Consider the following 20,799-nt stretch of genomic DNA (forward strand, 5'->3'; position numbering starts at 1 on the left):
ACCAACAGAGGTAGAAACAGGTCAGTTTTATTTCCAACGTTATTTCCAACACTTGCCAAACCCGGGTGAGATCACTTTTTTTGACAGATCTTGGTATAACCGCGCTATTGTTGAACCTGTGTTTGATTTTTGTACACCTGATCAGTATGAAAAATTTATGAAAGAGGTACCGGAGATCGAACATGCGCTTATCGATGATGGGATCATCCTCATTAAGTTGTGGTACTCCATTACAAAAGAGAATCAACAAAAAAGATTTAAAGAGCGTATGACCAATCCGCTTAAACACTGGAAGCTAAGTCCAGTAGACCAAAAAGCACAGGAGATGTGGGACAAAGTAACCTTCTATAAAGAAGAGATGTTCTCTCGTTCCCATACAGGTTATGCACCATGGGTCATCGTTGATAGTAATGATAAGAAGCGAGCAAGATTAGAATCTATACGTTATGTACTTTCGAAAATAGATTATGATGGTAAAGAGGATGCCAAAATAAACCTTCATCATGATCCTGAAATCGTTGAACGTTATCACAGAATTTCACATAATGAGTAGAAAGTCGTCAATGAATTATCCGAATTTTCCAGATGACTGTAACTCTTTATTAAGCAAATATCTGACGCCTGAAGTCTTTGATGCACTTAAAAACAAAAAGACATCAAATGGTTTTACACTAGGACAAGCCATCAATTCTGGTGTAAAGAATTTAGACAGTGGTATAGGTGTCTATGCGGGAGATCAAGAGTCTTATAGCGTTTTTGCAGCACTTTTTGATCCTATCATTGAAGAGTATCATGGGTTTAGGAAAGAAGATGCACATAAAAGTAATCTGAATCCAGAGGATTTGAATGCCCCAAATCCTGATCCTGAAGGGTTATATATTATTTCTACTCGCATTAGGGTGGGACGTAATGTTGACCATATGCCTCTAGGACCAGGCATTTCAAAAGAACAGAGAGATCAAGTAGAATCAAGTGTGGTTGAAGGACTTTATACACTTGAAGGTGAATTGGCAGGGAAATACTACCCTTTACTGGGTATGTCAAAAGAGGTTCAGGACAGTTTGATCAAAGATCATTTCTTGTTTAAAGAAGGTGACCGTTTTCTTGATGCTGCAGGACTTAATCGCAATTGGCCTGAAGGCAGAGGTATCTATCACAACAATGACAAGACTTTCCTGGTATGGGTCAATGAGGAAGATCAGTTACGTATTATCTCTATGCAGAAAGGGGGAGATATCAAAGAAGTGTTTACCCGTTTGGTATCTGCTATCAAAAGTATCGAGACTAAAGTCTCTTTTGCTTACAGTGATCATTTAGGCTATATCACCTCCTGTCCTACAAATCTTGGAACAGCGATGAGAGCAAGTGTCCATATTGCACTGCCAAACCTTGCAAAAGATATGGAAGCGTTTAAAAAGATCACAGATGCATATCATTTACAGATACGTGGCATTCATGGGGAACATTCGCAAAGTGAAGATGGTGTATATGACATCAGTAATCGCCGTCGTTTAGGTATCACAGAAGTAGAAGCAGTGCAAGATATGTATGATGGTGTGGTGGCACTTATAGAAGCAGAAAAAGCACTGAGTGAAGTGCGACACTAACGCATTGTCAGACTTTAAATGTTTGTTTCGTTTTACAATGTGCTTCCATGAAACATCCTTCGCACTCAGGTTTGAGTGCCTTACATCTGTATCTGCCAAAAAGTACCATCGCCTGATGTAGCAGATGCAGATCTGTTTTAAACTTACGACTTAACTCTTCTTCACATTTTATAGCAGTTTTGGCATCAGAAAGTCCTAAACGGTGTGCTACTCTGTATACATGGGTATCTACCGCCATGAGATTGGCTCCAGCATACTCTATCATGACTACATTGGCTGTTTTCTGGCCCACTCCAGCCAGTTTGACAAGTTCATCACGTTCTAAGGGGATCTCATCTCCATAGTTCTCTACTACACTTTGTGCCATTTTGATGAGATTTTTAGCTTTGTTGTTAAAAAATGAACAGGTATTGATGTATGATTTGACTTCGTCCAGATCGGCATTAGCAAGAGAAACAGGGTTGGGGTAGGCTTCAAAAAGAGCAGGGCTTATGATGTTTACACGTTTATCTGTACACTGTGCAGATAGCATGACAGCGATGAGGAGTTCATAAAGGTTACGATACTCCAATTCAGTCACAGAATCAGGATAGTTTTCAAGAAAGATACTTTTTATCTCTTCTATCTCTTTTTTGGTTGCTTTTTTCACTTTTGCCATACTTCATTGCCTTCTTCTAATAAAATAATAACTAGAATATTAGCACATTAATAAATGATTTACCCAAGAGGGATATACTTCTTCTTAAATTTAAGTAATTAAGGATTATTCGAAATGTTAAAATTAGTAAAAACTTCACTATTTGCTGTATCTGTAATGGCATCGTCAGTAGTAGCCTCAGACATACTCGCAACAGTAAATGGTGAGAATATCACTAAACAGGATGCACAGGCATTTGTTTCTGCTTCTGCACCTCAGGCAAACTTCATGGATCTTGCACCTGCTGAGAAAAAAATGGTTACAGATAGACTCATAGAAAAAGTCCTTTTTACAGAATTGGCAGCACAAGAGGGTATAGATAAAAAACCTGAATTTAAAAGAAATATGGAAAAGATCAAAGGTGAACTTTTGGTCAACATGTGGATGAAAATGCAGATGGATAATGCGATTGTAAGTGAGAGTGAAGCAAAAACATTTTATGACAAAAACACTGAAAAATTCATGGAGCCTGAATCTATGCATGCAAAGCATATCTTAGTTACAAATGAAAAAGATGCACAAGATATTATTGATACACTAAAACCACTCAAGGGTGAAGCATTAAAAGCAAAGTTCATTGAATTGGCTAAAGAAAAATCTACAGGACCTTCTGCACCAAATGGCGGGGATCTTGGTACTTTTAGCAAAGGTCAAATGGTTCCGGAGTTTTCAAAGGCAGTATGGGCACTTGAAGATGGTCAAATAACAACTACGCCTGTAAAAACACAGTTTGGTTACCATGTGATCTATCTTGAGACTAAAACTGAAGCAAAACCGGCTTCTTACGAAAAAGTTAAGAACAACATTATCACTTCACTCAAGCAACAGCAGTTTACTGCTAAAATCAAAGAAGTCGCAAAAGAACTTAAAAGTAAAGCTAAAATTGTTGAAATGACAGAAGAAGTGAATACAACTAAATAGTAATCTTTATAGTAATAAAAAAAATAGGGAAATGAATATGAGAAAAACTTTTATGTTGTTGGGGTTATCACTTGGTTTGGTGATAAATACAGCATATGCTGATGATTTAAAAAATAGTTTAACAAATATGTTAAATACGAATGAGACACCAGGGATGGTGGATCTGGGTAATCTTAATCTTGATGCAAAACCTGTAAAGAAAAAAAGTAGGTCTGATAAGACTGTGATCGCTACAGTGAATGGACAGAAGATCCTTAAAGGTGAGGCAGATAGTTACCTTGAGCTGCGTACACAGGGTAAAGTAACAAATTTTGATGGTTTGCCACCTGCGCAACGTTCACGACTTATTCAAGAGTTGGCACTTCCTGTTATAGTGTTGGATACTGCAAAAAAAGAATTATCTGAAGAAGAAAAACAAGCTGTTTACACACGTTCATGGATGCAGAAAGAAGCACGAAAGATCAATATCACTGATGAACAGGCTTTGGCAGTATATAATCAGTTAAAACAACAAGCAGAAGATAATAACGCTACAGGGAGTATCCCCCCATTTGAAAGTATTAAAGATAAATTGAAAATTCAGATGATCGAGAAGACTCTTGTAGGGAGACTCACGAAAGATGCAAAGATCACAGTAGAGTAAAGAATTTATTAATTAGTAATTGGTAAATATTAGGTAAAATACGCACAACATAATACAAAAGGACATAGAGAATGAAAAAAATTCTTGTTATTTTAGGTTTAACATTAGCACTTACAACACATTATGCAGTGGCTGCAACAGCAGGTACGGTTAACGGTATGACAATTACTGTGGAAGAAGCAAATAATGCGCTTAACACTCTTACAAAAGGTAAGATGACTTGGGAAAAACTTCCAGCTGATGGTAAAAAACAACTTATTGAAATGATGGCACCGGCTAAATTAGTAGCGGCAGAATCAAAAAAATCTTTAACAGATAAAGAGAAAGAAGCTGCACTTGCAGGTTTCTGGATGCAGAAAAAAATGTCAACAACAGAAATTTCTGATAAAGAAGCAGAAGAAGCATACAATAAGATGAAAAAAGCAGCAAAAGAGGCTAAAAGTACACAAGAAATACCTGCATTTGATGCAGTGAAAAATAGCATTAAAATGCAACTTTCACAAGAAAAAGTGGTAGGTGAATTGATGAAAAACGCCAAAATAAACGTAAAATAATTCTACAAAGAGGAAGTTGTAAATGTCCACAAAAGTTCTAAATGTAGTGAAGGCAGGTGTCGTTACTGGAGATGACCTTCAGAAGTTATTTAAAATTGCAAAAGATGAAGGCTTTGCTTTACCTGCAGTCAATGTAGTGAGCACAAGTTCAGTGAATGCTGTACTTGAAGCAGCTAAGACAGTAAATTCTCCTGTCATCGTTCAGTTCTCCAATGGTGGAGGTGCATATTATGCGGGTAAAGGCCTGCCTGAAGATGAAGCAGCTATATTGGGTTGTATCTCAGGTGCGCAGCATGTACACACTGTAGCCAAAGCATATGGAATACCTGTTGTCCTTCATACAGATCATGCAGCAAGAAAACTTTTACCTTGGATAGATGCATTGCTTGATGCAAGTGAAGCACACTATGAGGCACATGGTATTCCTCTTTTCTCTTCTCATATGATCGATCTCTCTGAAGAACCTATAGAAGATAACATTGCGACATGTAAAGTGTACTTGGAGCGTATGTCTAAGATAGGTATGACACTTGAGATAGAACTTGGTGTAACAGGTGGAGAAGAAGATGGTGTAGATAACACAGAGATAGATAATGCACTTCTTTATACACAGCCTGAAGAGGTAGCGTATGCTTACGAAGAACTATCAAAAGTGTCTGACAAATTCACAATTGCCGCTTCTTTTGGTAATGTGCATGGCGTATATAAGCCAGGGAATGTCACACTTACACCTCAGATCCTTGATAACTCTCAATCATACATAGAAGAGAAGTACAATACCGCTAAAAAACCTGTAGATTTTGTGTTCCATGGTGGTTCAGGTTCTGAAATCTCCGATATCAGAGAAGCGATAGGTTATGGTGTGATTAAAATGAATATAGACACAGATACCCAATGGTCATTCTGGGATGGTGTACGTACTTATGTAGCTAAATATAATGACTATTTACAAGGACAGATCGGCAACCCGGATGGTGAAGATAAGCCAAATAAAAAGTATTATGATCCAAGAAAATGGTTACGCGCAGCAGAAGAATCAACAATTGCTAGACTTGAAAGAGCATTTGATGACCTTAACTGTTTAAATAGAAACTAACAACTAGATCATTATTCTCAGGCTTGCACCCCAAGGGCATTTCCTTCGGGCACCCGGGAGACTACATATGAAAACTTTAAACTTTCCCTCTCCCATTGAATCTATCACTTTTGATGAACAACAGTTTTATCTGAAACGGGATGATCTGATAGATCCAGATTTCTCCGGTAATAAAGCACGAAAATTTTACTATTTTCTCCAACATGATTTTCTTGATATACATAAGCTTATCTCTTATGGTTCTGCACAGTCTAATGCTATGTATTCACTCTCAGTGTTAGCGAAAAAGAAAGGTTGGGAGTTTGAGTATTTTGTTGATCATATCGCTGATTATTTGAAAGAGCATCCTCATGGTAATTATAAGGCTGCTGTAGATAATGGTATGAAGATCATTGAAGAGGCAACAGTACCTCATGACTATCCTAAAAAAGTACTTTTTATAGAAGAGGGTGGACGACAAAAGGAAGCTGAATATGGTGTGAAAATATTGGCTGAAGAGATAGTGCAATGGAAAAAAGAAAATAGCATGAAAGAGTTAAATGTTTTTTTACCTTCGGGCACTGGAACAACAGCACTTTTTTTACAGAAATATCTTCCTCCTAACACTGTATATACTACACCATGTGTAGGAGATAAGATCTATCTTAAAGAGCAGTTTTTAGAGTTAGAAGAGGAGGAAAGTCATCATCCTGTGATATTGAGTTTAGATAAAAAACATCATTTTGGAAAACTTTATAAAGAAAACTACAAAATTTGGCTAAAATTACAACAACAAACGGGAGTGGAGTTTGACCTCCTTTACGACCCCCTTGGATGGAGAGTATTACTTGCTCATCCTGAGGTCTTTTCTAAGCCTACACTGTATATCCATCAAGGTGGTGTGTTAGGCAATGAGAGTATGCTCCCTAGATATAAGAGAAAATACGACTAGTCGTATGAACTGTCTGTTGAAGACAACACAGCGTTAGCGTAGTTTTTTGGACTTTGTTCAAAAAACGTTATATCAATAATATATAAGGATATATTGTGAAAATATTTTACAGTAGTGACGATACATTTGAAGAAAATTTTGATGAATTACTTCAGCGCGGAAAGATGGATATTGAAGGTGTGACAAGCATTGTTTCAGGCTTACTTAAAGAGATTCAAACTGAAGGTAACAGCGCGGTTAAAAGTCAGATAGCAAAATTTGACAGATGGGAACCGAGCTCTGACGAAGCACTTTTGGTTTCTACAGAAGATATGGCAAAAGCTTATGACAATATTGATACTGAACTTCGTGATGCACTCCACCTTGCTTATGACCGTATCGAAAGCTACCATCAAAAACTCATGCCAAAAACATGGATGGACAAAGAAGCCAATGGAACAATCTTGGGACAGAAAGTGACTGCGGTAGATAGAGCAGGACTGTACATCCCCGGAGGGAAAGCTGCCTATCCAAGTTCGCTACTTATGAATGTTATTCCTGCGCAAGTAGCAGGAGTAGAAGAAATAGTCGTATGTACTCCCGCTCCAGATGATGAGCTTAATGAACTACTATTAGCTGCGTGCCACCTTTGTAAAGTGACACAAGTCTTTAAAGTAGGTGGAGCATCGGCAATCGGTGCAATGGCATATGGAACTGAAACCATTCCAAAAGTGGACGTGATCACGGGACCAGGAAACATCTTTGTAGCTACAGCTAAAAAGTTAGTCTATGGTGAAGTAAATATAGATATGATCGCAGGTCCTTCCGAGATAGGAATACTTGCAGATGAGACAGCAAGGGAAGACTACATTGCTATTGATCTTCTTTCTCAGGCTGAGCATGATGAAATGGCAAGTTCTATCCTCATCACTACAGATGGAGAACTGGCAAATAGAGTGAGCGATAAGGTAGAAGAATTTTTATGCACACTTTCAAGAGAAGAGATAGCACGTAAATCCATAGAAGAAAGAGGTGCTATTATCGTGACTCAAGATATGAATGAAGCTATAGACCTTATGAATGAGATTGCTCCAGAACACTTGGAAGTTATCACAAAAGATCCTATGTCTTTACTTGACAGTATCAAACATGCCGGTGCTATTTTCCTTGGTGAAAATACACCAGAGCCTATAGGTGACTATGTTGCTGGTCCTAATCACACACTACCAACAGGTGGAACAGCAAAATTCTATTCACCACTTAGTGTTGAAAACTTCTTGAAAAAGTCTTCTATTATCTCTATGAGTAAAGAGGGGATGCAGGAGATAGGCGGTGCTTGTGCCCTGATTGCAAACACTGAAGGTTTGACCGCGCATGAAGAGAGTGTACGGATCAGACTTAGAGATTAATTTTCCCTTTATACTCTTGGTCCCAAACATTGTTTGGGAACCTATACTACAGCATAAACTACTAATCCAACATCATTATAAATATTAACTAGCTATCTCAAAATTTAGTTTAGACTGCTTACGTATTGAAATTATGTTTACTTATATGTTATAATTATATAAAGGATTGAAATGAAAAATATATTAACATTGATATTATTAAGTTCAGTGGTATGGGCGACAACAGTCACATTTAAAGGTGAGGAAGTCACACTTAATAGTAAAGGTATAAAAGTAGGTCATGATGCACCTGAATTTACTGTAGTAAGTAAGGATTTTACTGAAGTAAAAGTGGGTGGGAAAAAAGATAAGGTTCAAGTGATCGCATTTCTCCCTTCATTTGACAGTAGTACATGCAAACTTGAAACCATAGCATTTAATAGCAAAGTATCTGAAATGAAAAATGTTCTTGTAACAGTTATTTCGAAAGATCTACCTTTTGCCATAGGGAAGTTTTGTGCAGATAATAAGATTAAAAATGTCATGACTTTGTCTGACTATAAAGATTCTAACACTGTTCTCAGATATGGAGCAACGATCTCTTCACCGGTATTCCTAGAAGGCTTTTTCGCCCGAGTCGTATATGTAGTTGATACCAATGGGAAGGTAGCCTATAAGGAAGTGGTCAAGGAAATCCATCATGAACCTAATTATAATGAAGTGATACGAGCTGTAAATCGCTTATCATACTAATAAATCTTCTTAGTTCCCACGTATTTTGTGGGAATGTATACTTAAAATCATATTATAACTTTTCTCTATTTCTTTATGATTATTATATTTATTGAATTGTTTTGAAACTATTAATTAAAGAGTAAAATAGACTATTAGAGATACTGTTTTGTGAGTAAAAATGGCGCGGTGGACGAGACTCGAACTCGCGACCCCCTGCGTGACAGGCAGGTATTCTAACCAACTGAACTACCACCGCACCTATAATGAAAAAAATGACATATTGTCATGGTGGTCGCTACAAGACTCGAACTTGTGACATCTACCTTGTAAGGGTAGCGCTCTACCAACTGAGCTAAGCGACCATAGTTTTAAAAGTGGTGACCTGTCTAGGATTCGAACCTAGGGCCCATTCCTTAAAAGGGAATTGCTCTACCAACTGAGCTAACAGGTCACACGTTTTTGCACTCATAACTTGAATAAGTGGACGGAATTATAGCTCAGAAACCTTTTATTGTCAAGAGAATTATGGGAAATATTTTAAATTTCTAACACTTCAGCTAATTTCTCAATTGCAAACACCGTTGATTGTTCTTGAACGTCTTCTCTTGGTCCACTAAAGTTACAATGAAAGACCTCTTGTGAAAAAGGTGTTTTCAAACCTATATATACGGTTCCTACAGGTTTGAATTCAGTCCCACCTGTTGGTCCTGCTATACCAGAAACGGCTATAGCGTAGTCAGAACCTGCCATTTTTTGGATGCCGTCCAACATTTGTGAGACACAGGCTTGGCTCACTGCTCCATGGTTTTCAAGTACTTCATTCGTGACACCCAACCAAAGATGTTTGATATCGTTTGAATAAGTGACACACGAACCATGCAGAACCTCTGAAGCGCCAGAAATAGCTGTAAAGGCTGCAGCGATACGACCGCCTGTGCAACTTTCTGCAAAAGAGATGGTTTGCTGTTCTTTTGTCAATCTTTGAATGATTTTTTCTACGGTATTTAGTATATTTTTCATAAGATAATTGTACCAAAAGTAGCTTCTAATGGTCTTTTAGATACAATCACGGGATAATATAAGACTAAGGTATTATCAACTATGGATTTTAAAGACACACTCCTCCTTCCCAAAACTGCTTTCCCAATGCGTGGAAATCTTCCAAACAATGAACCTAAAAAATACAATGCATGGTTTGATGCCGATATTTATGAGCAGATGAAAACAAAACGCGCAGGCGCTGAAATGTTTACACTTCATGATGGACCTCCTTATGCGAATGGTGACATTCATATAGGGCATGCATTGAATAAAGTACTCAAAGACATCATTTTAAAATATAACTATTTTCAAGGTAAAGCCGTTCGTATGACTCCAGGATGGGACTGTCATGGTTTACCTATAGAACAGAAAGTTGAAGAGAAACTGGGTAAAAGCAAAAAAGAAGCGATGCCTACAGAGAAGTTCAGAGAACTTTGTCGTGCGCACGCTGCGAAGTTTGTGGACATTCAAAGAGACGGTTTTAAAAGTTTAGGCGTCATTGCAGATTGGGAGAATCCTTATGTTACGATGGACTTTAAATTTGAAGCCAATATCTACAGAACGCTTTGTGAAGTAGCACAAAAAGGTCTTTTGGTTGAAAGACATAAACCTATCTTCTGGTCATGGGCTGCAAGAACAGCACTTGCAGATGCAGAAGTAGAGTATGAAGATAAAGAAGATTATTCTATCTATGTTCATTTTGAACTTTCTGATGCAGCCAAAGAAACGTTAGGGCTTGAAGGTAAAGCAGGACTTGTTATTTGGACAACAACACCTTGGACACTACCGGCGAATACAGGGATATCTTTAAATCCTGAAGAAATGTATGTACTTACAGATGATGGTCATATCGTTGCAGATGCTCGTTATGATGCGATGATAGCTGAGGGTGTCGTCTCTGGACATGCAAGCAGAAAGATAGCTGCGACTGAGATGGAAAACCTTTTGTCTATCAACCCTGTAAATGGTCGTACTTCTACAGTTGTGCTTGGTGATCACGTACTTATGGATGGTGGTACAGGTTGTGTACACACAGCTCCAGGACATGGTGAAGAGGATTACAAAGTAGGACTTAAGTATGGGTTAGAAGTAGTGATGCCTGTAGATGAACGTGGATGTTATGATGAAAGTGTAAAAGGTTTAAACCTTCTTCCTAACCCAGATGAGTTTGTTGGGATGCACATCTTTAAAGCCAATGAACCTATCTTAGAGATATTGGGTGATTCATTGTTAAAAGAGAGTAAGTTCGTTCACTCATACCCACATTGCTGGAGAACGAAAAAACCACTGATCTACAGAGCAACGAACCAATGGTTCATTTCTATAGATGACAAAGCAGAAGGTGCGAAAGATACACTGAGAGATACCGCACTCAATGCTATCGAAGGTGTTGATTTTTATCCTAAGACATCTAAAAATCGTCTAAAACCTATGATAGAGGGAAGACCTGACTGGTGTATTTCTCGTCAGCGTTCTTGGGGAGTACCTATCGCATTCTTCAGAATAAAAAGTACGAAAGAAGTGATCTTTGATACGAATGTGTTAGAGTATGTAGCTTCTCTATTTGATGCACAGGGTGCAGATGCCTGGTACTCAATGAGTATTGCAGAACTGCTTCCTGCTAACTCAGGTTATAACGCAGACGACTTAGAGAAAATTGAAGACATTCTGGATGTATGGTTTGACTCAGGTTCGACTTGGAATTCAGTTTTAAGTTCTGGTAATTATGATGCGGGTGAATATCCTGCGTCTCTTTACATCGAGGGATCTGATCAACATAGAGGTTGGTTCCAGTCATCTTTGCTCCTTTCCGCAGCAGTGAATGAAGTCTCTCCATATAAAACACTTATCACTCACGGATTTACTGTAGATGATAAGGGTGAAAAGATGAGCAAGTCTAAGGGTAACGTTGTTGCTCCAGATAAAGTTATCAAAGAGTATGGTTCAGAGATCCTCAGACTATGGGTGGCACTTTCTGATTATCAGTCAGATTTGAAGATCTCTGATGGTATCTTGAAGCAGACTGCTGAACAGTACAGAAAGATCAGAAATACGTTTAGATTTTTACTTGCAAATGTCGATGACCTTGAAGCGTATGTCGAAAATGACGCTTATGGTGAGTTGGACAGATGGATACTCACTAAGGCAGATGAAGTATTTACATCAGTGAAAAGTTCTTTTGATGCCTATGATTTCCTTAGAGGATTTGCAACGCTTAACTACTTCATCACCAATGAGCTTTCAGGTATCTACATGGATATCACAAAAGACAGACTCTACTGTGAAGATAAAAACGATCCGGTAAGAAGAGCAACACAGTCTGCGATGGCACACATCTCTAAAGCAATGTTAGGTCTTGTGGCTCCAGTGTTAACGTACACAGTAGATGAAATACTTGAATACGCTCCAGCACTTTTCAAAGGTGAGATGGAAAGTGTATTTGACCTTGTGTATGTTGAAGTACCGAAGGTGGAAGCAAGTTTTGATGATGCTATTCTTATCACGGCACGTGAAAAGTTTTCTGAAGCAGTGGACAAACTTAAAAAAGAAAAATTGATGAAGTCTACACTTGAAGTTGAGATCGCAGGTGATATGAGTACATTTGCCATCAACGATAGTAAAGACCTTGAAGACTGGTTTGTGGTCTCAGCTATGAGATCAAGCAGCAATGGTGAGCAGGTAGCTTCTTTTGAAGTTGAGGGGTTGACATTTACAGTACATAAAGCAACTGCTTCAAAATGTCCAAGATGTTGGAGGTTTACAAGTGAGAGTGAAGAGTGTGCTTGTGAGAGATGTTCCAATGTTGTTGCTAATGGAGATTTTGTCTAATGTTTGATATGACTCAACCTATACAGATGGAAGTGATCATTGGTTCGATTGTTTTTATATTTGGATTGGTGGGTGTAGGATTGCTAGTAGTAGAATATTATAAGAGAAAAGGAAGCAAGTCGTGATAACACTAAAAGAAGCGTTAACAAAATCGAATGAAGAATTAGCAGCGCTAAGATCTGAACTTGAGATAAAAGCAAAAGAGTCTGGACTCAATGCTTATGTAGGCTTTGAAAGTTCAGGTAATGGTGTGCCTATCCTCATTAAAGATAACATTCAAGTCAAAGACTGGTCTGTAACTTCTGGTTCTAAAATTCTTCAGGGCTACATCGCTCCTTATGAAGCGACTGCGATCACCAACCTTAAATCTAAAGGAATGATGGCATTTGGTAGAGCGAATATGGATGAGTTTGCAATGGGCTCAACTACGGAGAGCTCTTGTTATGGTCCTACTAAAAACCCACATGGCACAGACAGAGTACCTGGTGGGTCTTCAGGTGGTTCTGCTGCTGCGGTTGCTGGTGGTATCGCTATTGCTGCACTGGGTTCGGATACAGGTGGGTCTATCAGACAGCCTGCAGCATACTGTGGTGTAGTTGGGATGAAACCGACTTATGGAAGAGTGAGCCGTTTTGGTTTAGCATCTTATGCCTCTTCTCTTGATCAGATAGGTCCTATCGCACAGAATGTTGAAGATGCAGCTATTTTGTATGATGCGATCAAAGGGCATGATGACAGAGACTCTACTTCAGCAAATTTTGAGATAGAAGATATCGCTAATAATATTAATAGAGATGTGAAGCTGACTATCGCAGTGATAGACAACTACATCTCTGAGGCAGATGCAGATACACAAAAAGCGTATGCGCAAACAGTCAAAGCACTTGAGGAAGCTGGACATACTATCGTACATAAAAATATGCAAAATACAAAATATGATATTGCAACATATTATATTTTGGCTACAGCAGAAGCAGCAACCAACCTTGCACGTTTTGACGGGGTACGTTATGGAACAAGAGCTGAGTCTAAAAATACGGAAGAACTTTTCTATAATACAAGATCTGAAGGATTTGGAGAAGAGGTGAAAAGACGTATCTTACTTGGTAACTTTGTACTTTCATCAGGGTATTATGATGCATACTATGTCAAAGCACAAAAAGTAAGACACCTTATCAGAGATGAGTTTAATGCCATCTTTGACGCAGCTGACCTTAGCCTTTCACCCGTTGCGCCCTCTGTTGCACCAAAGATAGGAGCATCCGGAGACCCACTCGAAATGTATAAAAGTGATATGTACACGATAGCCATCAACCTTGCAGGACTTCCTGCTATTTCACAACCTGTTGCTAAAGATGATGAGGGTATGCCAATAGGCTTACAACTCATTGCTAAAGCATTTAACGAAAAAACGCTTTTTGACGGTGCTGCAAGCATGGAAAAAGCTGTAAATTATATTAAATAAACGAAGGAAAAATATGAGAATTAAAAAAAGAGCATTGACATTTGAAGATGTATTACTAGTACCACAACATTCAGTTGTGCTTCCTAAAGAAGTTTGTTTAAAAAGTAACCTTACTAAACGTGTAACATTGAATATACCTATCGTTTCAGCAGCGATGGATACGGTAACTGAATATAAAGCAGCTATCGCTATGGCACACTTAGGCGGTATCGGGATCATTCATAAAAATATGGATATCGCGACACAGGCTAAACAAATTACAAAAGTGAAGAAGTCTGAGAGTGGTATTATAATTGATCCTATTTTCATAGGTCCAGATAAAAAAGTTGCAGATGCAGATGCTTTAATGAGTGAATATAAGATCTCTGGTGTACCTGTAGTAGATGAAGATATGAAACTTGTAGGTATCATTACAAACCGTGATATGCGTTTCATTACTGACATGAGTTTAAGTATCGTTGATGTGATGACAAAAGCCCCTTTGGTAACCGCAAGAGTAGGGATCACGCTCGAAGAAGCAGCAAAAGTACTTCAGAAACATAAGATAGAAAAACTGCCTATAGTAGATGAAGATGATGTACTTCAAGGTCTTGTGACTATTAAAGATATCGAGAAAAAAGAGAAGTTCCCTAATGCGAATAAAGATGAGCATGGTCGTTTAAGAGTAGGTGCAGCTATAGGTGTAGGTCAACTTGATCGTGCAACTGCGTTGGTAGAAGCCGGAGTAGATGTTATTGTACTTGACTCAGCACACGGACATTCACAAGGTATCATCGATACACTTAAACTCATTAAAAAGACACTTGATGTAGATGTGATCGCAGGGAACATCGCTTCAGCTTCAGCAGCACAAGATCTTATAGATGCAGGTGCCGATGCACTTAAAGTAGGTATCGGACCTGGATCTATCTGTACGACACGTATCGTTGCAGGTGTGGGTGTGCCTCAGATCTCTGCTATTGATGAAGTAGCGGAAGTGGCAAATAAAGCAGGTGTTCCTGTGGTTGCTGATGGTGGTATCAAGTACTCTGGTGATGTAGCAAAAGCCTTAGCTGTAGGTGCTAGTTCTGTCATGTTAGGTTCTGCACTTGCAGGTACGTATGAAGCACCTGGGGACATGATACTTTTTAATGGAAGACAGTTTAAAGAGTACAGAGGTATGGGAAGTATTGGTGCTATGACCAAAGGAAGTACAGACCGTTACTTCCAAGAAGGTACAGCAGCAGATAAACTTGTACCAGAGGGTATCGAAGGACGTGTACCATACAGAGGGCGTATCTCAGATGTCGTTCACCAAATGGTAGGTGGACTTCGTTCATCTATGGGTTACTGTGGTTCAGAATCTATCCAAGTATTCTGGGAAAAAGCAGAATTTGTTGAAATTACTTCTGCCGGGCTCAGAGAGAGTCATGTACATGATGTAACTATTACAAAAGAGTCTCCAAACTATTCTTCATAAGTAGTGAACTACTTCACTGTGTTACCACAAAAAAATGTGGTAACATAGAATTCATCTTTTTCTTTTTTTAAAACTTCTCTTCAAGTATTCACAAGCTATAATTTACCTATATGATTAAATAAGGAATTCTAATGCACGAACAAACACTAGCGGTCCATGCAGGATATGAAAAAGATGCACAGGGGACTATGGCAGTACCTATATATATGAGTACAGCATATGAGTTTAGAGACACAGAACATGCAGCGAACCTTTTTGCTCTTAAAGAGCTTGGAAATATTTATACAAGACTAATGAACCCGACTACAGATGTATTTGAAAAACGTTTTGCAGCACTTGAAGGCGGAGTGGCTGCTATAGGAACTGCTTCGGGAATGGCAGCTATCTTTTATGCTATTGCCAACGTGGCAGAAGCGGGAGATAACATTATTGTAGCAAAACAGGTTTATGGAGGAACGACGACACTGACAGGACATACCCTTAAACGTTTTGGCATAGAGACACGTTATTTTAATGTACGTAATCCTTCTGAAATAGAAGCACTGGTAGATGACAAAACGAAGATCATTCTTTTTGAAAGCATCACAAATCCAAGTATTGATGTGGCTGATTTTGATGCTATCGTTGCTATCGCAAATAAACATAATATTTTGACTTGTGTAGACAATACTGTTGCAACACCAATCCTATGTAAACCTTTAGAACATGGATGTGACTTGAGTGTTCACTCTGCAAGTAAATATACGACAGGTCAGGGACTGGCTATAGGTGGAGTGATAGTAGAACGCCATAATTTAGTTGAGAAAATAAAAGGTAACCCACGTTATGCACACTTCAATGAACCAGATGCAAGTTACCATGGGCTTGTATACTCTGATGTGCCACTGCCTCTTTTTACATTAAGAACACGTTTAGCCTTGCTTCGTGACTTGGGTGCTGCACCTTCTCCATTTAACTCTTGGTTATATATTCAAGGGATTGAGACATTACCACTTCGTATGAAACAGCACTCTTCTTCGGCATTGGCTATAGCTGAGTATTTAGAAGCACATCCAAAAGTAGGGAAGGTGAACTATCCGGGACTAAAATCAGATGCGAACTATGAATTAGGTCAGAAGTATTTTAAAGGTGGACACAGCGGACTGCTTTCTTTTGAAGTTGCAGACAAAGAAACTGCACAGAAGATAGCTGACAGTACAGAGATCTTTTCACTTGTGGTAAACATTGGAGATTCTAAGTCTATCATCACACACCCTGCAAGTACAACACACCAGCAGCTGTCAGCGCAAGAGCTGATAGAAGCTGGAGTACCTGGTGGGCTTGTCAGACTGAGTGTGGGTATTGAAGATACACAAGACCTTATTGATGATTTGGCAAAAGCACTTGGATAGTTATAAAGCGCAAATTAGATAAAATACTACAAAGTATATAATTAAGTAGGATATTGTGCTTATTTGCGACTAGTCGCATGAGCCAACTGCTGAGGTTGTCACAGTGACAACGTAGCTTTTTGGGCTTAGCTCAAAAAGTGTCCTATAATAAAAAAGCAGTCTATGGAAATCACAACTAAAACAGCACAGTTTAGCTCTCCTCTCTATCTAGAGAGTGGGCGTATCTTAGAACCGTATGAGATCGCTTATGAGACATATGGAGAGTTAAACGAAGATAAATCCAATGTTATTTTAGTGTGTCATGCACTTAGTGGTTCTCATCATGCAGCGGGTACCTATGAAGGTGAACGAAAAGCTGGTTGGTGGGATGGACTGATCGGTGAAGGTAAAGCTATCGATACCAGTAAGTATTTTGTCATCTGTACGAATGTCTTAGGCTCTTGTTTTGGTACGACAGGACCTATGAGTAACAACTACCCTAGTGAAGATCCTTATAGACTTAGATTTCCTGTAGTGACCATTAAAGATATGGTACGTGCACAGATGCATCTTATTTCTCAAATGGGTATCTATCATGTACGTGCTATAGTGGGTGGTTCTATGGGTGGTATGCAGGCACTTCAGTTTGCAGTGGATTATCCGAATTTTGCAGATAATATCATCTCTCTTGCTGCTACATATGCAACCAGACCCTGGACCATTGCATTTAACAAAGTGGCTGTAGAAGCGATACGTAGAGATCCTAGATTTAAGCATGGTAATTATGAAAAAGGTGCATTTGCAGAAGAAGGTTTGGATGGTTTAGCCATAGGGCGTATAGCTGGGCATATCTCGTACCTTGCACCAGACTCCATGGATGATAAGTTTGGACGTAATTATGTCAACAACGATGGTTTATTTGAGCTTTTCGGACGTTATGAGGTTGAGAGATATATGGAGTACAATACCAATAACTTTTCACGTATATTTGATCCGCTTTCTTACCTGTACATAGTTAAAGCGATCAATACCTTTAATTTAAGTCGTGGATATGACTCCCTGCATGATGCTATTTCACGTATCAAGGCAAATGTACATTTGATAAGTTTTTCATCTGATTATCTCTTTTTCCCTTCAGAGATGGAACACATCGCCAAAATGATGCAACGCAATGGGCAGTCACATACTTACTTGGAAGTAGAGAGTAATTATGGACATGATGCCTTTTTAGTAGAGTTAGATAAATTTGAAGACCATATCAAGGATGTATTGAAATGAAAAATGAAACATTTGAAGAAAAATTAGAACATTCAAAAGAGTTACTTGAAAAACTTATGAATCCTGAGATCACACTTGAAGAGTCAGTAAAACTGTATGAAGAGGGTTTGAAAAATATTAAAGAGGCACAAACACTTATAGAAGAAGCCAAAACAAAGATCACAGTCATCGAACAAGCGGGCCAAAACGTAGGAGATACTCTATAATGGCACAACTTGTTGTAGCTGCGCTTCAACTACCAACTTTGGGTATGAATGCTACTAGGCTTGAGTTTTATCTTAAACAGGCCAAGCAAAGAGATGCAGATGTAATACTGCTTGGTGAATATGTACTCAATCACTTTTTCAAAGAGTTTGCTACGATGTCACCAAATATGGTCAAAGAGCAGACGCGGAAACATACAGAACTTCTTAAAAATCTTGCCGAGAAATATGATATTGTTTTTGTGGCACCTATTATCATTACTAAAAAAGATGGTTATCATAAAACCATTGTTAAGATCACTCCTAAAACTACAAGGTATTATGAACAGCAGATCCTTCTTCCTTATGCACACTGGAATGAAAAGAAGTTCTTTGCCAATCCGATCAAACCACTTAAAGACCCTATGACATTCAATATCAATGGATTTAAAGTGATGGTGATGGCTGGATTTGAACTTCATTTTGACCACTTCTGGCAAAGAGTCACAGAAAAAAAGATAGACCTTGTACTTCTTCCTACTGCTTCAACATTTGGGTCTCATAACCGTTGGAGAGAGATCATTAAAACAAAAGCTTTTTTACATGGATGTTACATACTTAGAGCAAACCGTTTAGGCGAATACAGTGACAATGAAGTCAAATGGAAGTTCTATGGTGACACGATGCTTGTCTCACCAGAAGGTGAAGTAGATATGATGCTTGAAGATAAAGAGTCCATGCTGATTGAGGTCATAGATAAAAGAGAAGTATCAGAACATCGTAAAGCTTGGGGATTTGAAAAAGAATTAAAAGAACGAGAAGGATTATCATGACACAAAGCGAATACTTTAACAGACAGATCCAACTATGGGGTTCAACTGTACAGCAGAGCTTAGAGAAAAAAAAGATCGCTATTATCGGTTCTGGTGGTTTAGGATGTACATTGGCGATGGCACTGGGTACTTCAGGTATAGGTGAGATACATATGGTGGATTTTGATACAGTATCAAGTCATAATATACATAGACAAATAGCTTTTACACTTGAAGATGAAGGTAAAAATAAAGCCAAAGCCGTAGCAGCACTTATAGAGTCTAAAAACCCTTTTGTCAAAGCACTGGCTTTTGATATGGACTTTGATGCATTTAAAGATATGGGAAACAGATATGATCTGATACTGGATGCTACCGATAACCTTCCAGTAAGAGGGGAAATAGATAAACACGCTAAAGAGATGAATACTCCTTGGATCTATGCAAGCGTAGAAGAATTTAACGGACAGGTTTGTTTCTTCAATGAAGCTAATTTTCAGGTTTTCAATATCTCAGATCATAAACCAGGCGGTATTGCTGCACCGATTGTTATGCATATTGGGTCACTCCAGGCGAACCTGGCATTACGATACCTTGCAGGGCTTTCAGTGACAACGGACAAACTCTATTATCTTTATTTTAATGATGCGGGTGAGTTGATCACACAAAAATTTGGCATGCCAAAGGTCTAAATCTAAAATAAATAGTGCTAAAATATAAAGGAACAACATGAAATTAAAAATATTACTTCTATCAGCGATGATCTTGTTATTGGCCGGATGTACACAGGAGACGCAGAACAGTCTGAGTCGTTCACTTCAGAACTGGACAGGTACAAATGGTGTACTTGATATCTATGCCGGTGATAAGCTGGTACATAAGTTTATCAAGATAGATAAACTTTCAACTGCCTATGGGAGTAATGATAGCAAGATGAGACCTTACCGTTATGGGTATGGATATGATGATCTAAACTTTAACGGTAAACAAGATGAGGGTGAGAAAAAAGTTTATTTTGAATTTTCTGACTACTCAACATCGTATGTATTTTATGAAAGAAATTAAGGAGAACATGTAAATGAAATTTATATCAACAAATGAAGCACCTGCAGCAATAGGACCATACTCACAAGCAGTTGAGGCCAATGGATTCATCTATACATCAGGACAGATAGCACTTACTCCAGAAGGTGTGATGGCTGCAGGTGATGTGGAGAACCAAACGCACCAAGTGATGAAAAATCTTTTTTATGTACTTGAAGCAGCAGGGGCACACTTTAATGATGTGATTAAAACAACGATCTTTTTGGCAGATATGAATGACTTCGAAAAAGTGAATGCGATCTATGCTCATTACTTTGGTACACATAAGCCGGTACGTAGTACAGTGGCAGTGAAGACACTGCCTAAAAATGCACTTGTTGAGATAGATTGTATCGCACTTTCCGGAGTAGATTATAATTATTAGAGACAAATACATGGAATACTTGAGGAAAATGGTTTAGTTTAAAAAAATATTAAAACAACTTTGGGTATAATCACGAACTTTTTAAAAAACAATAGATATAAAGGGTTTGCAATGTACGCAATCATTAAAGCAAGTGGCCAACAATTTAAAGTTCAAGAGGGTGATATCATCTGTTTTGACAATATGAGTCTTGAGCCAAAAGCAGCGGTAGAATTTAAAGAAGTTCTAGCGCTTGACAACGGTGAATTAACTGTAGGAGCTCCTTTCGTAGAGGGTGCTGTAGTTAAAGGTGAAGTGATCAATGAAGGTAGAGATAAAAAAGTTATCATCTACAAGAAAAGAAG

Annotated in this window: 22 protein-coding genes, 3 tRNA genes and 1 pseudogene; 21 read left to right on the top strand and 5 right to left on the bottom strand. The window is 38.4% G+C overall.

The window, feature by feature from the left end; translation table 11 throughout:
- Both ABYK33_RS06125 and ABYK33_RS06130 read left to right on the top strand, forming a co-directional pair.
- A pseudogene (locus tag ABYK33_RS06125) lies at positions 1–553 on the top strand (polyphosphate kinase 2); the annotation flags it as partial.
- A gap of 10 nt (positions 554–563) precedes the next feature.
- Positions 564–1,607, top strand: coding sequence for a phosphagen kinase (locus tag ABYK33_RS06130; protein WP_373032150.1), 1,044 nt, complete (start codon positions 564–566; stop codon positions 1,605–1,607).
- A gap of 7 nt (positions 1,608–1,614) precedes the next feature.
- Here ABYK33_RS06130 and nth read toward each other — a convergent pair whose 3' ends face one another.
- Positions 1,615–2,265: an endonuclease III gene (gene nth / locus ABYK33_RS06135; RefSeq protein ID WP_373032151.1), complete on the bottom strand. Its 651-nt coding sequence runs from the start codon at positions 2,263–2,265 to the stop codon at positions 1,615–1,617.
- A gap of 114 nt (positions 2,266–2,379) precedes the next feature.
- Between nth and ABYK33_RS06140 the strand changes: the two genes are divergently transcribed.
- The 7 genes from ABYK33_RS06140 (at position 2,380) to tpx (ending at position 8,569) form a co-directional block, all read left to right on the top strand.
- Positions 2,380–3,225 (top strand): peptidylprolyl isomerase, encoded by an 846-nt coding sequence (locus ABYK33_RS06140; RefSeq protein WP_373032152.1) that lies wholly within the window; start codon positions 2,380–2,382, stop codon positions 3,223–3,225.
- A 37-nt stretch (positions 3,226–3,262) separates the two neighbouring features.
- The gene (locus tag ABYK33_RS06145) at positions 3,263–3,868 is read left to right on the top strand and encodes a hypothetical protein (protein ID WP_373032154.1); all 606 of its coding nucleotides are present in this window, start codon (positions 3,263–3,265) and stop codon (positions 3,866–3,868) included.
- A gap of 71 nt (positions 3,869–3,939) precedes the next feature.
- A complete protein-coding gene (locus tag ABYK33_RS06150) occupies positions 3,940–4,422 on the top strand; it encodes a hypothetical protein (RefSeq protein WP_373032155.1) in 483 nt (160 codons plus the stop codon).
- Positions 4,423–4,444: 22 nt separating this feature from the next.
- Positions 4,445–5,518 carry a class II fructose-bisphosphate aldolase gene (fbaA, locus tag ABYK33_RS06155; RefSeq protein ID WP_373032156.1) on the top strand — a complete coding sequence of 358 codons (1,074 nt, stop codon included), beginning with the start codon at positions 4,445–4,447 and terminating at the stop codon, positions 5,516–5,518.
- Positions 5,519–5,585: 67 nt separating this feature from the next.
- Entirely contained in the window at positions 5,586–6,449 is an 864-nt protein-coding gene (locus tag ABYK33_RS06160) for a 1-aminocyclopropane-1-carboxylate deaminase/D-cysteine desulfhydrase (protein ID WP_373032157.1), read from the top strand.
- Positions 6,450–6,544: 95 nt separating this feature from the next.
- On the top strand, positions 6,545–7,837 hold the full coding sequence (gene hisD, locus ABYK33_RS06165) for a histidinol dehydrogenase (RefSeq protein WP_373032158.1): 1,293 nt from the start codon (positions 6,545–6,547) through the stop codon (positions 7,835–7,837).
- A gap of 171 nt (positions 7,838–8,008) precedes the next feature.
- A complete protein-coding gene (gene tpx, locus ABYK33_RS06170) occupies positions 8,009–8,569 on the top strand; it encodes a thiol peroxidase (RefSeq protein ID WP_373032160.1) in 561 nt (186 codons plus the stop codon).
- A gap of 161 nt (positions 8,570–8,730) precedes the next feature.
- Here tpx and ABYK33_RS06175 read toward each other — a convergent pair.
- The 4 genes from ABYK33_RS06175 to ABYK33_RS06190 form a co-directional block, all read right to left on the bottom strand.
- Positions 8,731–8,807, bottom strand: a tRNA-Asp gene (locus tag ABYK33_RS06175).
- Positions 8,808–8,837: 30 nt separating this feature from the next.
- Positions 8,838–8,913: transfer RNA gene (locus ABYK33_RS06180), tRNA-Val, on the bottom strand.
- 13 nt (positions 8,914–8,926) lie between these two features.
- Positions 8,927–9,002: transfer RNA gene (locus ABYK33_RS06185), tRNA-Lys, on the bottom strand.
- 86 nt (positions 9,003–9,088) lie between these two features.
- Positions 9,089–9,571, bottom strand: coding sequence for a CinA family protein (locus ABYK33_RS06190; protein WP_373032161.1), 483 nt, complete (start codon positions 9,569–9,571; stop codon positions 9,089–9,091).
- Positions 9,572–9,652: 81 nt separating this feature from the next.
- Here ABYK33_RS06190 and ileS point away from each other — a divergent pair, with 81 nt between their 5' ends.
- The 12 genes from ileS to rplU form a co-directional block, all read left to right on the top strand.
- Positions 9,653–12,421, top strand: a complete 2,769-nt coding sequence (gene ileS, locus ABYK33_RS06195) for an isoleucine--tRNA ligase (RefSeq protein WP_373032163.1) — start codon at positions 9,653–9,655, stop codon at positions 12,419–12,421.
- Positions 12,421–12,546 carry a hypothetical protein gene (locus tag ABYK33_RS06200; protein WP_373032164.1) on the top strand — a complete coding sequence of 42 codons (126 nt, stop codon included), beginning with the start codon at positions 12,421–12,423 and terminating at the stop codon, positions 12,544–12,546. Before ileS ends, ABYK33_RS06200 begins: the two co-directional genes overlap by 1 nt.
- Positions 12,543–13,886, top strand: a complete 1,344-nt coding sequence (gene gatA / locus ABYK33_RS06205; protein WP_373032165.1) for an Asp-tRNA(Asn)/Glu-tRNA(Gln) amidotransferase subunit GatA — start codon at positions 12,543–12,545, stop codon at positions 13,884–13,886. Before ABYK33_RS06200 ends, gatA begins: the two co-directional genes overlap by 4 nt.
- Before the next feature lie 13 nt (positions 13,887–13,899).
- The gene (gene guaB, locus ABYK33_RS06210) at positions 13,900–15,345 is read left to right on the top strand and encodes an IMP dehydrogenase (RefSeq protein ID WP_373032166.1); all 1,446 of its coding nucleotides are present in this window, start codon (positions 13,900–13,902) and stop codon (positions 15,343–15,345) included.
- A gap of 131 nt (positions 15,346–15,476) precedes the next feature.
- Positions 15,477–16,736 (top strand): O-acetylhomoserine aminocarboxypropyltransferase/cysteine synthase family protein, encoded by a 1,260-nt coding sequence (locus ABYK33_RS06215; protein ID WP_373032167.1) that lies wholly within the window; start codon positions 15,477–15,479, stop codon positions 16,734–16,736.
- A gap of 162 nt (positions 16,737–16,898) precedes the next feature.
- Positions 16,899–17,993: a homoserine O-acetyltransferase gene (locus ABYK33_RS06220; protein ID WP_373032168.1), complete on the top strand. Its 1,095-nt coding sequence runs from the start codon at positions 16,899–16,901 to the stop codon at positions 17,991–17,993.
- Complete coding sequence (xseB, locus tag ABYK33_RS06225) at positions 17,990–18,199, top strand: exodeoxyribonuclease VII small subunit (RefSeq protein WP_373032170.1); 210 nt, start codon at positions 17,990–17,992, stop codon at positions 18,197–18,199. The genes ABYK33_RS06220 and xseB overlap by 4 nt, the downstream gene beginning before the upstream one ends.
- Positions 18,199–19,008: a carbon-nitrogen hydrolase family protein gene (locus tag ABYK33_RS06230; RefSeq protein WP_373032171.1), complete on the top strand. Its 810-nt coding sequence runs from the start codon at positions 18,199–18,201 to the stop codon at positions 19,006–19,008. Before xseB ends, ABYK33_RS06230 begins: the two co-directional genes overlap by 1 nt.
- A complete protein-coding gene (locus ABYK33_RS06235) occupies positions 19,005–19,679 on the top strand; it encodes a ThiF family adenylyltransferase (RefSeq protein WP_373032172.1) in 675 nt (224 codons plus the stop codon). Before ABYK33_RS06230 ends, ABYK33_RS06235 begins: the two co-directional genes overlap by 4 nt.
- A 37-nt stretch (positions 19,680–19,716) precedes the next feature.
- Positions 19,717–20,052, top strand: a complete 336-nt coding sequence (locus tag ABYK33_RS06240) for a hypothetical protein (RefSeq protein ID WP_373032173.1) — start codon at positions 19,717–19,719, stop codon at positions 20,050–20,052.
- Between the two features lie 13 nt (positions 20,053–20,065).
- Entirely contained in the window at positions 20,066–20,455 is a 390-nt protein-coding gene (locus ABYK33_RS06245; protein WP_373032175.1) for a RidA family protein, read from the top strand.
- 111 nt (positions 20,456–20,566) lie between these two features.
- On the top strand, positions 20,567–20,799 hold a 233-nt coding region (gene rplU, locus ABYK33_RS06250; RefSeq protein WP_373032177.1), incomplete at its 3' end, for a 50S ribosomal protein L21.

This window comes from Sulfurovum sp., from assembly GCF_041562805.1.
Lineage (GTDB): Bacteria > Campylobacterota > Campylobacteria > Campylobacterales > Sulfurovaceae > Sulfurovum.